11 protein-coding genes and 1 pseudogene are annotated in these 13,122 nt (G+C 66.1%); 8 read left to right on the top strand and 4 right to left on the bottom strand.

Annotated features, from left to right (window positions below):
* The first annotated feature begins 48 nt into the window (after positions 1-48).
* Genes CUJ89_RS38960 through CUJ89_RS37825 form a run of 3 tightly spaced genes read left to right on the top strand, consistent with a single transcriptional unit; the run spans position 49 to position 3,135 of the window.
* The gene (locus tag CUJ89_RS38960; RefSeq protein ID WP_114179852.1) at positions 49-1,839 is read left to right on the top strand and encodes an amino acid ABC transporter permease/ATP-binding protein; all 1,791 of its coding nucleotides are present in this window, start codon (positions 49-51) and stop codon (positions 1,837-1,839) included.
* Positions 1,840-1,873: 34 nt separating this feature from the next.
* Positions 1,874-2,809 carry an ABC transporter substrate-binding protein gene (locus CUJ89_RS23785; RefSeq protein WP_114179851.1) on the top strand — a complete coding sequence of 312 codons (936 nt, stop codon included), beginning with the start codon at positions 1,874-1,876 and terminating at the stop codon, positions 2,807-2,809.
* Positions 2,810-2,859: 50 nt separating this feature from the next.
* A complete protein-coding gene (locus CUJ89_RS37825) occupies positions 2,860-3,135 on the top strand; it encodes a hypothetical protein (protein WP_152036660.1) in 276 nt (91 codons plus the stop codon).
* Positions 3,136-3,161: 26 nt separating this feature from the next.
* Here CUJ89_RS37825 and CUJ89_RS23775 read toward each other — a convergent pair whose 3' ends face one another.
* From CUJ89_RS23775 to CUJ89_RS23760, 4 genes and pseudogenes are all read right to left on the bottom strand, one after another.
* Positions 3,162-3,341: a hypothetical protein gene (locus CUJ89_RS23775; RefSeq protein WP_114179849.1), complete on the bottom strand. Its 180-nt coding sequence runs from the start codon at positions 3,339-3,341 to the stop codon at positions 3,162-3,164.
* A gap of 57 nt (positions 3,342-3,398) precedes the next feature.
* Positions 3,399-4,155, bottom strand: a pseudogene (locus CUJ89_RS23770) (Fic family protein).
* Between the two features lie 99 nt (positions 4,156-4,254).
* Positions 4,255-4,653: a PIN domain-containing protein gene (locus CUJ89_RS23765; RefSeq protein ID WP_114179848.1), complete on the bottom strand. Its 399-nt coding sequence runs from the start codon at positions 4,651-4,653 to the stop codon at positions 4,255-4,257.
* Positions 4,650-4,895, bottom strand: coding sequence for an AbrB/MazE/SpoVT family DNA-binding domain-containing protein (locus CUJ89_RS23760; RefSeq protein WP_114181530.1), 246 nt, complete (start codon positions 4,893-4,895; stop codon positions 4,650-4,652). Before CUJ89_RS23760 ends, CUJ89_RS23765 begins: the two co-directional genes overlap by 4 nt.
* Positions 4,896-5,194: 299 nt before the next feature.
* On the opposite strand from CUJ89_RS23760, the gene CUJ89_RS23755 reads away from it, so the two are divergent.
* The 5 genes from CUJ89_RS23755 (at position 5,195) to CUJ89_RS23730 (ending at position 12,901) form a co-directional block, all read left to right on the top strand.
* Positions 5,195-6,112 carry a serine aminopeptidase domain-containing protein gene (locus CUJ89_RS23755; protein WP_114179847.1) on the top strand — a complete coding sequence of 306 codons (918 nt, stop codon included), beginning with the start codon at positions 5,195-5,197 and terminating at the stop codon, positions 6,110-6,112.
* Entirely contained in the window at positions 6,109-6,540 is a 432-nt protein-coding gene (locus tag CUJ89_RS23750; RefSeq protein WP_114179846.1) for a MarR family winged helix-turn-helix transcriptional regulator, read from the top strand. Before CUJ89_RS23755 ends, CUJ89_RS23750 begins: the two co-directional genes overlap by 4 nt.
* Before the next feature lie 463 nt (positions 6,541-7,003).
* Positions 7,004-8,446: a sialidase family protein gene (locus CUJ89_RS23740; protein ID WP_114179844.1), complete on the top strand. Its 1,443-nt coding sequence runs from the start codon at positions 7,004-7,006 to the stop codon at positions 8,444-8,446.
* Between the two features lie 326 nt (positions 8,447-8,772).
* Positions 8,773-10,851, top strand: coding sequence for a TonB-dependent receptor (locus CUJ89_RS23735; protein ID WP_236655065.1), 2,079 nt, complete (start codon positions 8,773-8,775; stop codon positions 10,849-10,851).
* 430 nt (positions 10,852-11,281) lie between these two features.
* Positions 11,282-12,901, top strand: a complete 1,620-nt coding sequence (locus tag CUJ89_RS23730; protein ID WP_114179842.1) for a methyl-accepting chemotaxis protein — start codon at positions 11,282-11,284, stop codon at positions 12,899-12,901.
* Positions 12,902-13,122: the final 221 nt, after the last annotated feature.

Raw genomic sequence — 13,122 nt, 5'->3', positions numbered from 1 at the left:
CGCCGCCCGTGCGCGGCGCCCCCGACCGATTCGAGGACTTCCAACGACATGAGCGACACGACCCATCTCGGCGGCGCGCTGCCGCCGCTCTCTTCCCCCGGCGCGCGCGCGCCCGGCACGCGTTTCCGGATCGTGCCCGCGCGCCACCGGTCGCGCACGGCCGGCACCGTGCTTGCGGTCGTGCTGATCGCGATCGCGCTGCATTCGATCCTCGGCAACCCGCAATGGGGCTGGCCGGTGTTCGCCGAATGGTTCCTGTCGCCGCCGGTGCTGTCGGGGCTCGCGCGCACGCTGGTGCTGACGTTGCTCGGCGCGGTGTTCGGCTTCGTGCTCGGCGCGTTCGTCGCGCTGGCCCGGCTGTCGCGTTCGCGCCTGCTCGCCGCGAGCGCGTGGACCTTCGTGTGGCTGTTTCGCTCGATTCCGCTGATCGTGCTGCTGCTGATCCTGAACAACCTCGGCTACCTGTACGAGCACGTGCGGCTCGGCGTGCCGTTCACCGACATCGTGTGGTTCGAAGCGCCGACGACCGACCTGATCAGCCCGTTCCTCGCGGCCGTGCTCGGCCTCTCGCTGAACCACGCGGCGTTTTCCGCGGAGGTGATCCGCGGCGGCATTCTCGCGGTCGACCAGGGGCAGCTCGAAGCGGCCGCTGCGCTCGGGCTGCCGCGCGGCCGCCAGACCGCGCGGATCGTGCTGCCGCAGGCGATGCGCGCGATCCTGCCGACCGCGTTCAACGACCTGATCTCGCTCGCGAAAGGCACGTCGATGGTGTACGTGCTCGCGATGCCGGAGCTGTTCTACACGGTGCAGGTGATTTATCGCCGCAATCTCGAAGTGATTCCGCTGCTGATGGTCGCCACCGTCTGGTACCTGATCATCCTGACCGTGCTGTCGGCGATCCAGGTGCAGGTCGAGCGGCACTATGCACGCGGCGCGCTGCGCAATCCGCCGCCATCCGCGCTTACTTTCGCGCTCGCGCGCATCGGCGCGCTGTGGCGGCGTGCGACGGCCCGCAACGCGGCGTCGATCGCGCAGGCCGAAGGCGATATCGATAGCGTTGCCGCCGCTACGCCGCGTGTGGGCGGCGAAGTCGCCGTACATGGCGTGTCGAAACAGTTCGGCACGCAGCGCGTACTCGACAACGTGTCGTTCGTCGCGCCGCGCGGCAGCGTGACCGCGATCGTCGGGCCGTCGGGCTCGGGCAAGTCGACGCTGCTGCGCACGATCAACCATCTCGAACGCGTCGACGACGGCTTCATCGACATCGACGGCGAACTGATCGGCTATCGCCGCGACGGCGACGTGCTCTACGAGCTGAAGGAGCGCGACGTGCTGAAGCGGCGCACGGCCGTCGGGATGGTGTTCCAGAACTTCAACCTGTTCCCGCACCTGACGGTGCTCGAGAACCTGATCGAGGCGCCGGTCGCCGTCGGCGGCGTGACGCGCGACGCCGCCGAGCGCACCGCCCGCACGCTGCTCGCGCGCGTCGGCCTCGCGGATAAAGCCGATGCATACCCGCGCCAGCTGTCAGGCGGCCAGCAGCAGCGCGTCGCGATTGCGCGGGCGCTCGCGCTGCGTCCGAAGGTGCTGCTGTTCGACGAGCCGACGTCGGCGCTCGATCCCGAGCTCGTCAACGAGGTGCTCGACGTGATCAAGGAACTCGCGCGCTCGGGCACGACGCTCGTGATCGTCACGCACGAGATCGGCTTCGCACGCGAAGTCGCGGACAACGTGCTGTTCATGGAGCGCGGGCGCATCGTCGAGGCCGGGCCGCCGGCCGTCGTGCTCGACGCGCCGTCGCATCCGCGCACGCGCGCATTTCTGTCGCGGGTGCTGTGATGCGCGCCCGCTCCGATAACCGAGGTGCGACCCGATGACCGATCGACGTCGCTTCATGACCGCCGCGCTGGTCGCGGCATCCGGCAGCCTGCCGTGGCGCATCGCGGATGCCGCCGCGGCGACTGCGGATCTCGACCCGCGCCAGGCCGGCCGCATTCGCGCGGCGCGCGACGACGCGGCGATCCGCGCGGCGACCGGCTACCGCTGGGTGCGCGACGGCGCGTTCACGGTCGCGATTTCACCGCACGCGCCGCCCGTGTCGACCTACGCGACCGACGCGCGCACCGTGGTCGGCGCCGATCCCGACTACGCACAGCTCGTCGCCGACGCGCTGGGCCGCACGCTCGCGCTGGTGCCGATCGCATGGGCCGACTGGCCGCTCGGGCTGACGTCCGGCAAGTACGACGCGGTGATCTCGAACGTCGGCGTGACCGAGCAGCGCAAGGAGAAATACGATTTCACGACCTACCGGCTCGGACTGCACGGCTTCTATGTGCGCACCGGCAGCCCGATCGCGAAGATCGCCGAGCCGAAGGACATCGCGGGACTGCGCATCATCACCGGCGCCGGAACGAGCCAGGAGCGCATCCTGCTCGAATGGAGCCGGCGCAATGTCGCGCTGGGGCTGAAGCCGACCGACTTGCTCTATTTCGACGACGACGCGACCGCGCGCGTCGCGCTGCTGTCGGGCCGCGCCGATGCGGAGCTGAACCCGAACGCGTCGCTCGCGTACGAGGCCGCGCGCAGCGGCAAGATCCGTCTTGTCGGCGTCGTCAATGCAGGCTGGCCGGCTCATGCCGATGTCGCGATCGCGACGCGTCGCGGCAGCGGGCTCGCGCCCGCGCTGACGCTCGCGACCAATACGCTGATCGGCAGCGGCCGCTACGGGCAGGCACTCGAGCGATGGGGATTGCAGAGCGAGGCGATCGCGCGGGCGGAGACCAATCCACCGGGGTTGCCGTCGTTCTGACGGGCGGCGACGTACCTCGCCGTCCAGGTCGCGCTCCGGCGAGAGCCGTCATGGGCAGCGCGGCGCTGTCACGGACGTGCCCGGCCGCCCCGCCGCCCGACAGCCGGCCTCTTGCCCACGCCGGCACCGCCAAGCGTTGCCGGTCCAGCTCTGCAATAGGCATCGTCGGATTCCCCTTCGAAAAGAACCACTCGCCGACTGAAAAAAGCCGCGTCTGCATTCTCGAACTTTGCCAGACGAAAGGTCTCGGCCTTTTCGAGATCCAGGGAAAAATTCACTGGAAAAAGCTCACCGACCGGCTTGAATCCGGTGGGTCGTTTGGCTAGCTTTTTGTGGATTTCCCATGCTTTTCCTAGACCAGTTCGTACTTGTCGAGCAGTTCGAGATTTCGCATCTCCTTGCGACGCCGCTCTTGTCGTGACTCCTCGGCCGGAATGATGTCGCGCTTTGCGGCCAGCGTCGCGTCGTAGCGCTCGATCTCCGCCACGAGCGTTACGAGTTCTTTAAGTTCCGCTTTGGCTCTTGTGAACATGTCTTTTCCCAATCACGTCCGAAAACCCGGCGACGGCGGAGCCATATCCGGCGTGGGTCAATGACGCAGCCCGAGCACGTCGAGATACGTATCGAGCGAGCGCTGCACTGATTCGGCGACCGGGCACGTGATGCCGCCGTAATCGCCGCTGACGCAGCGCTTTGTCGAGCGAGTCGTAGTAGGCAAGCCGATCCTCTTTGCGGATGATCGCCGGAGGATAGCCCGCCTTCATCAACTCGAAGTTGAGCAGCAGCCGTCCCGTCCGCCCGTTGCCATCAACGAACGGATGGATCTTCACGAATCGCGTGTGCAGTTCCGCCGCCCGCTCGACCGGATGCATGTCTCCGGCAGTCTCATACCAGTCGATTAGCGCGGCCATTTCGGCAGGCAGATGCATGAAGTCCGGCGGCGTCGTGCTCACGCCCGCGATCACCACGTTTTCGCGGCGATACCGGCCCGCTTCTTCAGCGTCGATGCCTTTCAACACGAGACTGTGAATATTGCGGATCTGCCATTCCGACAGAGCTTCCCCCTTCGACACGACGCCCTCGACGTAGAGAATCGCGTCGCGGTGGTTCGTTGCTTCGAAATGCTCGCGAAGGGACTTCCCGCCAACCGTGATGCCTTCGAGTACCACCTTGGTTTCGCGCAGCGTCAGTGTGTTCCCCTCGATCGCGTTCGAGTGATACGTCCATTCCAGCATCAGCTTCTCGCGCAGCGAAGCTACCGAGTTCGGCGGCAGCGGACGCGCCGCGTCGAGCGTCGCCTTGTTGGCGTCGATCGTGTTCAGCAGCGCTGCAGTTTGGTTCGGCATTTGCGTCTCAAGGCAAGGTTCACTATTCGTCAGTACATATCCCCAATGGGGATAGTCAAGCAGGCTTTCGCTTTTCCAGTTTATCGGCTTGCACGGTGATTACTTGATCAACTGCATCCCTGCGACCTTGGCGGCCGCGACGTCGAAAGTAGCTGTGTACTCGCACTCGGCTACATGGCCGGAACGCTCGATCAGGCAGTCTGAAAAATCCGCCTTTGAAGATGCCGCGTACACGCGAAGCGCCTTTCGCACCGTGTCAGCACCTTCAACGACCAGTTCCTTGGTGCCGATCATCGAGTCGATGATGTCCTTCATCTGCTCGCGCTCGACGCCATAGCATCGCCCGAGTACCCACACAACTTCGACCAGCGCGACCTGCGAAACGTACCCCGGTCGTTCGGCCGACAGGGAATCCATCAGCGCCGTCGCCTTCGTCGACTGCCCGGCGTCGTCCTGCGCGAAATAACGGACCAGCACGTTCGTATCCAGTCCGATCATCGCGCGGATGCCCCCTGCTCGGCGATCGCCCGGTTCATGTCCTCGATCGACACCGGTTTCGCCGGCTTCTTGACGATGCCCTTGAGGGACGCAAGCGACCGCGTGGCCGGATAGACCTCATACCGGCCCGTCGCCTCGTTGAAGCTGAATTCGATCCGGTCGCCGGACTGCAAGCCAAGCCGATTGCGCACGTCCACAGGGATCGTGACCTGGCCCTTTGAAGTGATAGTTGCTGCTGTCATGGTGACACCTCCGACATTCCTTACTTTAAGGTAAGGCAAATGGAATTGCAAGGGCACGAGCAGGCGCGTGACACACGAGCGACTACACGCTGGATGGCACACGTCACTCGCCGAGATCAATCGCGGCGACAGCCTCGCGCTGATCGCGTTCGGACACGTCCAAGTATGGCGAGACATGATCGAGGTGAGCGTGGCCCAAAAGGTAGCCTTCGAATGATTCCTCGACACATATTTCGCACACGAAATAAGCTGCGCACTATATTTCGCATACGAAATAAATTCCTGGAACGACGACGACCATGACTGCCCAACCCATCGAGTTCTCCGCCATCGACGGCTATCCGCTGCGCGGCACGCTGTGGTCGCCGGATGCGGCGCCGCGCGCACTGGTGCTGATCCATCCGGCGACGGCCGTGCCTGAGCGGCTATATGCGGGCTTCGCGCGCTTCCTGACCGAACGCGGCTTCGCGGCGCTGACCTACAACTATCGCGGCATCGGCGCATCGCGGCCTCCGCGCCTGGGCACGCTGCAGGCTCGCATGCGCGACTGGATCGAGCTCGACGTGGGCGCCGCGACCACGTGGGCACGGCAGGCGTACGACGGGCTGCCGCTGCTGGCGGTCGGCCATAGCGTCGGCGGGCACGCGATCGGGCTGTCCGCCGGCACGACGCATCTGCGCGCGGCCGTGCTCGTCGCCGCGCACGCGGGCAGCACACGGCTGATCGCGCAGCCGGCCGAGCGCCTGAAGGTGCGGCTGATCCTGCGCGTGCTGGGCCCGCTGATGTCCGCGCTGCTCGGCTACGTGCCCGGCAAGCGGCTCGGGCTCGGCGAGGATTTGCCGGCCGGCGTGTTCCGCGAATGGAGCCGCTGGACGACGCTGCCGCGCTATTTCTTCGACGATCCAACGCTCGGTGCGGCCGAGCGCTTCTCGAAACAGCAACTGCCGATCCTCGCACTCGGCTTCGACGACGATCCGTGGGCGAACCCGGCCGCGATCGACCTGCTGGTAAGCTACCTGACCCGCGCGGCGGTAGAACGCCGCCAGATCGATCCGCATGCGGCGGGCAGCGGCCCGGTCGGGCACATGGGCTTCTTCCGTGGCCGGGCCGGCACCGTGCTGTGGCCCGATGTAGCCAACTGGCTCGCGCAGGCGCTCGACACGCCACGCGGCGCGAGCCGTCCCTCCCTTTCCATTGCAGCCGGGAACCCAGCTTGAGCGAAGACCGACGACTGTTTTTCATGTTGAACATCGGCCAGCGGCGCGTGCAGCGCTGGATCGACCGCAAGGCAGAGACCGAGACGCGCGCGAGCGCCGCGCAGGCCGGCGCGCTGTTCTGTCTCGCGAAGCAGGATGGCGCGCTGATCGGCGAGGTCGGCGCCGCGCTGCAGCTTGCGCCGTCCGCGATGACGGGGCTCGCCGACCGGATGGCGAAGGCGGGCCTGGTCACGCGTCACGCCGATTCGGACGACGGCCGCGCAACGCGCCTGTACCTGACCGATGAAGGGCACGCGGCGCTCAAGTGTGCACGCGTGCTGCTGCGCGAATTGAACGGCAAGCTGTGCGACGGATTTTCCGACGAAGAACTCGATGTCGTCGCACGCTGGCTGCACGCATTGCAGGAGCGGTTTCCGTCGGAACGCTGAACAACGGGCGTCAAGCGAAAACGATAGCGATTCCTCTTTCCGTTTCGATTTTCGCTGCTCGCCACGGCAAATTTTTCCCGCGAATTTGCGCTCGCTCGGCAACGCTTTCCGGCTACGCTCTGTTACAAAAAATTGCCTGCCGCGCCGCATTCGAATCATCTACATTGCAATCCACTTCTCTGCATTCTTGGCCTGCCCGAACCGGCTTCCGCGCCGGGCGGCATCAACGACACATCCGTCACAAGCAATAAAAATGAATAGGAGTCTTGACCGAAGTGCTGGCGGTATCCAGCGCACGCGGATTGCGATGGCTGAAGCGGCATCCTGAACGACACGTCCCGGCGGCACGCATCGTGCGCGTCTCCGCGGCGCTCCGACCCGCGCGGCCTGTGCCGCCGCGCATCGGCTCGCGCTGCCTCGTTCCGCCGCACCATCGCGGCCGCACGCCAACGAGGAGCAGTCCATGCGACGCACTATCGTGTCCCACCCGCTTTTCACCTTCCTGCCCGCCGCGATGGCACTGGCCTGTGCCGCCGCGCACGCCGATCCCGTGCTCGTGTCCGGCCCCAGTCCATACGCCGCCTGCACCATCGGCGGACCCGGCACCGTCTATGTGAATGCGGAGGTCGAACCCTGGCTCGCGGTCAATCCGGCGAACCCGTCGAACATGATCGGCGTGTGGCAGCAGGACCGCTGGTCGAACGGCGGCGCACACGGCCATGTCGCGGGCTACACGTTCGACGGCGGCGCCACCTGGGCGCGAACGACGCAGCCGTTCAGCGCGTGCGCGCCGGGCGGGCTGTCGTACGAACGCGCGTCGGATCCGTGGGTATCGATCGGGCCGGACGGCACCGCGTACTCGGTCGCGATCACGTTCAACCAGTCGAACAACAGCAACGCGGTTGCGGCATCGATATCGAACGATGGCGGGCAGACCTGGAGCAGTCCCGCGTTGTTGATCGCGAACAACGAACCGACGACGCAGTTCTTCAACGACAAGGAATCGGTGACGGCGAATCCGGTGAAGGCCGGCACCGCGTACGCCGTATGGGACCGCCTCGAACTGCCGAACGGCAACCCGTACGCGAACCTGCACACGCAGGCGTTCCGCGGGCCGACGCTGTTCTCGAAGACGGTCGACGGCGGCAAGACGTGGAGCACCGCGAAGGTCATCGTCCACGTGCCTTCGCGCCAGCAGACGATCGGCAACCAGATCGTCGTCGATCCGAAGAGCGGCACGCTCTACGATTTCTTCGACCTGATCCAGCCGCCGTTCAGCAAGGCAGCCGGCAAGGTCGCGTTCATCAAGTCGACCGACGACGGCGCGACGTGGACGAAACCGCAGGTGATCGCGGGATTGCAGACGGTCGGCGTGACGGATCCGAACACCGGCGAACCCGTGCGCACCGGCGACATCATTCCGGAGCCCGCGATCGATCCCGCGTCGGGCCAGCTTTACGTCGTGTGGCAGGACAGCCGCTTCAACGGCGGCAAGTACGACGAGATCGCCCTGTCGACGTCGAAGGACGGCGGCGCGAGCTGGAGCGCACCGCTGCAGGTCAACACGCCAACGGGTCGACCGGCCTTCAATCCGTCGGTGCGCGTCGACAACACAGGCGCCGTGATGGTCACCCACTACGACTTCCGTGACCTGCTGGCCGGGAACACGACGACGCTGCCGACCGGCTTCTGGCGCAAGATCTCGCTCGACGGCGGCGCGACCTTCGGCAACGAGCGGCGCGTCGGCGGGCCGTTCGACATGAAGCTCGCGCCGAACGCGGAAGGCTTCTTCATCGGCGACTACCAGGGCCTCGACGTCCGCCCGTCGTCGTCGTTCCATCCGTTCTTCATCCAGACCAGCGCGGGTAACCTGACGAACCGCACGGACGTGTTCTTCGCGCCGTGACGCGAACCTGACCGCAACGCCGCCACGCGACGTCATCCGTCGCGCGGCGGCCTGCCGCGGCTTCAGGCGCCGCCCGCCGCTCCCGCCACCCTTTCCCCCATCCGACAGAAACCCGACGAGATCCTGCCATCCGGCTTGGATTTTGCAATGATATAACATATCATTTCGCGTGCTCGTCCGCCTGACGCCGTTCCACTGTGGGCGGCCGAGCCTCGCCGAGCCATGTTCCAACGGGTCACTGCGCGCCGCAAACGCAACAATATATCGTATCCAGCCGTGACCCGCATCGCTCGTTATCCGATCCGATTCCAACCGATTCACCGACCATGCGCGACCTTCCTCGTCTACCGCTTCGCCCGCTTTCGCCCCTTTCGCTGATGCTGTTCGCCGCCGTCGCGCACGCGCAGACCGATGCGCCCGCCGCGAGCGGCACGCCTTCGGCCACCCCGCTCGCACCGATCTTCGTGACCGCGAACCCGCTCGGCGACGCCGAACTGATCGCGCCGACCGTCCAGCTTTCCGGCGACGCGCTGACGCGCCGCCAGGCCGATTCGCTCGGCGAAACGCTCAACGGGCTGCCCGGCGTGTCGACCACGACCTACGGGCCGATGGTTGGCCGTCCAATCATCCGCGGGATGGACGGCGACCGGATCCGGCTGCTGCAGAACGGCGTCGCGGCCTACGACGCGTCGTCGCTGTCGTACGACCATGCGGTGCCGCAGGACCCGCTGTCGATCGAACGCGTCGAGATCGTGCGCGGCCCGGCCGCGTTGCTGTACGGCGGCAACGCGGTGGGCGGCGTCGTCAACACGATCGACAACCGGATTCCGCGCGAAGCGATCGAAGGCGTGACGGGTGCGCTCGACGCGCGCTACGGCGGCGCGAATTCCGTGCGCGCCGGCGCCGCGCAAGTCGAAGGCGGCAACGGCCGCTTTGCGTTCCACGTCGACGCGTTCGACCGCGAAACGAGCAAGCTGCGGATTCCCGGCTACGCGCGCAGCAGCGCGCAACGTGCGATCGACGGCCCCGACACGCCGCAGCCGGTCGGCAGCGTACCGAACAGCGACGGCCGCGTGCACGGCGGCGCGGTGGGCGCGTCGTACACCTGGGCCGACGGTTTCGCGGGCCTGTCGTACAGCGGCTACGAATCGAACTACGGCTCCGTCGCCGAGAGCGACGTGCGCCTGCGGATGCACCAGGAACGCCTCGCGCTCGCGTCCGAGGTGCGCAACCTGAGCGGGCCGTTCACGAAGCTGAAATTCGACTTCGCGTACACCGACTACCGCCACAAGGAAGTCGACAACGGCGAGACGGCGACCACCTTCCGCAACCGCGGCTACGAGGCGCGCATCGAGGCGCGGCATCGCAAGATCGGCCCGTTCGAAGGCGCGATCGGCGTGCAGTTCGGCCAGAACACGTTCTCCGCGCTCGGCGACGAGATGCTCGTGCCGTCCACGCGCACGAACAGCGTCGCGCTGTTCGGGCTCGAGGAATGGCAGGTCGTCCCGGCGCTGAAGCTGAGCCTCGGCGGCCGCTTCGAGCACGTGAAGGTCAATCCCGATCCGGCCGGCGTCGAGAAATTCGCAGGCGCGCAGCCGCGCGATTTCAACGCGGGCAGCCTGTCGGCCGGCGCGCTGTTCTCGCTGACGCCCGTGTGGTCGGTGGCGGCGAACGTCGCATACACCGAACGCGCGCCGACCTTCTACGAGCTGTATTCGAACGGCCCGCACGATGCGACCGGCCAGTTCCTGATCGGCAACCCGAACGCATCGAAGGAAAAGGCCGTGTCGACCGACCTGTCGCTGCGCTATGCGAGCGGCCCGAACCGCGGCAGCGTCGGCGTGTTCTACAACCGCTTCTCGAACTACCTGACCGAGTACAACACGGGCCGCGTCGTGAACGATGACGGCGAGCCCGTCGCGCCCGGCGCCGACGGCTCGCTCAACGAGGCGATCTATCGCGGCGTGCGCGCCGAGTTCTACGGTGTCGAGCTGGACGGCAAGTGGCGCGCGTTCTCGCGGCGCGGCCATACAGTCGACCTGGAACTGACGGCCGACTACACGCACGCGCGCAACGCTGACACGGGCCAGCCGCTGCCGCGCATCGCGCCGTTGCGCGCGACGCTCGCGGCCGACTACGGCTACGGCCCGTTCGGCGCGCGCGCGCAGGTCACGCACGCGTGGTCGCAGCACCGCGTGCCCGACAACGACTTTTCGACGGACGGCTACACGTCGCTCGGCGTGATGCTGACGTACAAGTTCCGCTTTGGCGCGACGCACTGGCTCGCATACCTGCGCGGCGACAACCTGACGAACCAGGAAATCCGCTACGCGACCTCGGTCGTGCGCGGCTTCGCGCCGGAAAGCGGTCGCAGCGTGATGGCCGGGTTGCGCACGACGTTCTGACCCTCTCGTGGCTCGCGGCGCCCGCCGCGGGCCTGTCCGGCGCGACGACATCCAGCGCCAATTTCCGTTTATCCGCCTTTGTCGCCAATCGCATGGCGCACGTACAAGGAAATTCCGTTATTCGCCAACAAATAAGAAATAAATCATCATACAAATACAAACAAAAAGACAATTTTTATTTCACCAATAAAACCGGTTTCAAATTCTGCGTATAAACGTTTGAATCACAGATGATCTGGATTTTTTGACCGGGATCAAAAAACGCCCGTCCGACAAGGCCGACAGCCCTATAAAAACTAATATCAGGGTATTCGAAGGCTAAAGAATCATCCGGTATACCCGTTAATGCCGGCACCAGCCCGTATCTGGTCGAACAATAAATTCCATTTGCCAACCACACGCGCAGAGGCACAACGTGAAAATTGCCAGAATGAGCATCAGGACAAAACTCCTTGGCGGCTTCGGCCTGCTCGCCGCCGTCGTCGTGATCGTGTCGGGAATGGCGCTCAAGGCGCTGTCCGATACGAACGCCGAGTTTTCCCGCTACATGAACGGCATCAACGCGCGGGCGAACCTGTCCGCGCAAATCCGCACCGCGGTCGACCGGCGCGCGATCGCCGCACGCAATCTCGTGCTCGTAACCCAACCGTCCGACATCGACCTCGAACTGGCCGAAGTGAACCAGGCGCACAAGGACGTCCAGGACCATCTCGCGAAGCTCAAGGAGATGATGGCGAACGCGAACGACACGTCCGATCGCGCGCGCGAACTGGTGGCCGAGATCGTGCGCATCGAAACCAGCTACGGGCCGGTCGCGCTGCGCATCGTCGGGCTCGCGCAGACCGGCAAGAAGGACGAGGCGATCGCCGACATCGACGACCATTGCCGCCCGCTGCTCGCGCAACTGGTGCGTGCGACCGACGCGTACGCGACCTACACGCATGAACGCGAACGCGCGATCGCGCAGGAATTCGCGGACCGCTACGCGACCGAGCGCAACCTGCTGGCCGGCATCTGCCTGATCGCCGTCGCGATCGCGGCCTGCGGCGGCCTGTGGCTGACGCGCAAGATCACGGTGCCGATCGGCTCGGCCGTGGACGTCGCGCGCACGGTGGCGAACGGCGATCTCGGCAGCCGCATCCAGGTGAGCGGAAACGACGAGACGCGCGACCTGCTCGAAGCGCTGCGAACGATGAACGAGCGGCTGATCGGCATCGTCGGCCGCGTGCGCGATTCGTCGAACAGCATCGCGCATGCAGTCGGCGAGATCGCGTCGGGCAACCTTGACCTGAGCCAGCGCACCGAGGAACAGGCCGCATCGTTGCAGGAAACCGCGGCGACGATGGAGGAATTCACGTCGACGGTGCGGCTGAACGCGGAAAACGCGCAACAGGCGAGCACGCTCGCCTCGAATGCGTCGGATGTCGCGCAGCGCGGCAGCTCGGTGGTCGGCCGCGTGGTCGACACGATGACGGAGATCGGCCACAGCTCGTCGAAGATCGCCGACATCACCGGCATCATCGAAGGCATCGCGTTCCAGACCAACATCCTCGCGCTGAACGCGGCCGTCGAAGCGGCGCGCGCGGGCGAACAGGGCCGCGGCTTCGCGGTCGTCGCGAGCGAGGTGCGCAGCCTCGCGCAGCGCTCGTCGACGGCTGCGAAGGAAATCAAGGAACTGATCTCCGCGTCGGTGCAGACGATCCAGGACGGCTCGGCGCTGGCGGGCGAAGCCGGCAAGACAATGTCCGACGTCACGCAGGCCGTCGCGCGCGTGACGGACATCATGGGCGAGATCGCGGCCGCGTCGGCCGAGCAGAGCCGCGGCATCGACCAGGTGAACCTGACGATCACGCAGATGGACGAGACAACGCAGCAGAACGCGGCGCTCGTCGAGCAGGCCGCGGCCGCGTCGAAGTCGCTCGAGGCGCAGGGCCGGGAGCTGTCCGAAACGGTCGCCGCGTTCCGGATGCCGTCCGGCACACACGCGACGTCGCCGGGCGCGCACGCGCATTCGGCCGACACGCGTCACTGGCAACCGGCCACCGCGTAACGGGGACGATGCCGCGCACGCTGCTCCGGTTGTCCGCCTGCGCGCAAGTTTCGATCCCGCCCGCGCATCGCGCTGCCACGCCGATGGCATGGTCATCGCGCCGCATTCGCGCCCGCGTCGCTCGCCGATCCAGACTTTTAAAACGAACCAATGACGAGTATGCTAAAAAAAGCACTCCCCGCTCGGACGGCGAATCGCGTGCCCTGACTCCCGTCCGATCG

This window comes from Burkholderia pyrrocinia, from assembly GCF_003330765.1.
Classification (GTDB): Bacteria; Pseudomonadota; Gammaproteobacteria; order Burkholderiales; family Burkholderiaceae; genus Burkholderia; species Burkholderia pyrrocinia_B.
The sequence above is the reverse complement of the archived record's forward strand: the minus strand, read 5'-3'. Positions and strand labels throughout refer to the sequence as shown.

Coding starts and splice junctions, on each gene's coding strand:
- CUJ89_RS23730 (WP_114179842.1), top strand. CDS start 11,282: ATGAGCATCAGGACAAAACTCCTTGGCGGCTTCGGCCTGCTCGCCGCC.
- CUJ89_RS23765 (WP_114179848.1), bottom strand. CDS start 4,653: ATGATCGGACTGGATACGAACGTGCTGGTCCGTTATTTCGCGCAGGAC.
- CUJ89_RS23735 (WP_236655065.1), top strand. CDS start 8,773: ATGCGCGACCTTCCTCGTCTACCGCTTCGCCCGCTTTCGCCCCTTTCG.
- CUJ89_RS23760 (WP_114181530.1), bottom strand. CDS start 4,895: ATGACAGCAGCAACTATCACTTCAAAGGGCCAGGTCACGATCCCTGTG.
- CUJ89_RS23775 (WP_114179849.1), bottom strand. CDS start 3,341: ATGTTCACAAGAGCCAAAGCGGAACTTAAAGAACTCGTAACGCTCGTG.
- CUJ89_RS23740 (WP_114179844.1), top strand. CDS start 7,004: ATGCGACGCACTATCGTGTCCCACCCGCTTTTCACCTTCCTGCCCGCC.
- CUJ89_RS23755 (WP_114179847.1), top strand. CDS start 5,195: ATGACTGCCCAACCCATCGAGTTCTCCGCCATCGACGGCTATCCGCTG.
- CUJ89_RS38960 (WP_114179852.1), top strand. CDS start 49: ATGAGCGACACGACCCATCTCGGCGGCGCGCTGCCGCCGCTCTCTTCC.
- CUJ89_RS23785 (WP_114179851.1), top strand. CDS start 1,874: ATGACCGATCGACGTCGCTTCATGACCGCCGCGCTGGTCGCGGCATCC.
- CUJ89_RS37825 (WP_152036660.1), top strand. CDS start 2,860: ATGGGCAGCGCGGCGCTGTCACGGACGTGCCCGGCCGCCCCGCCGCCC.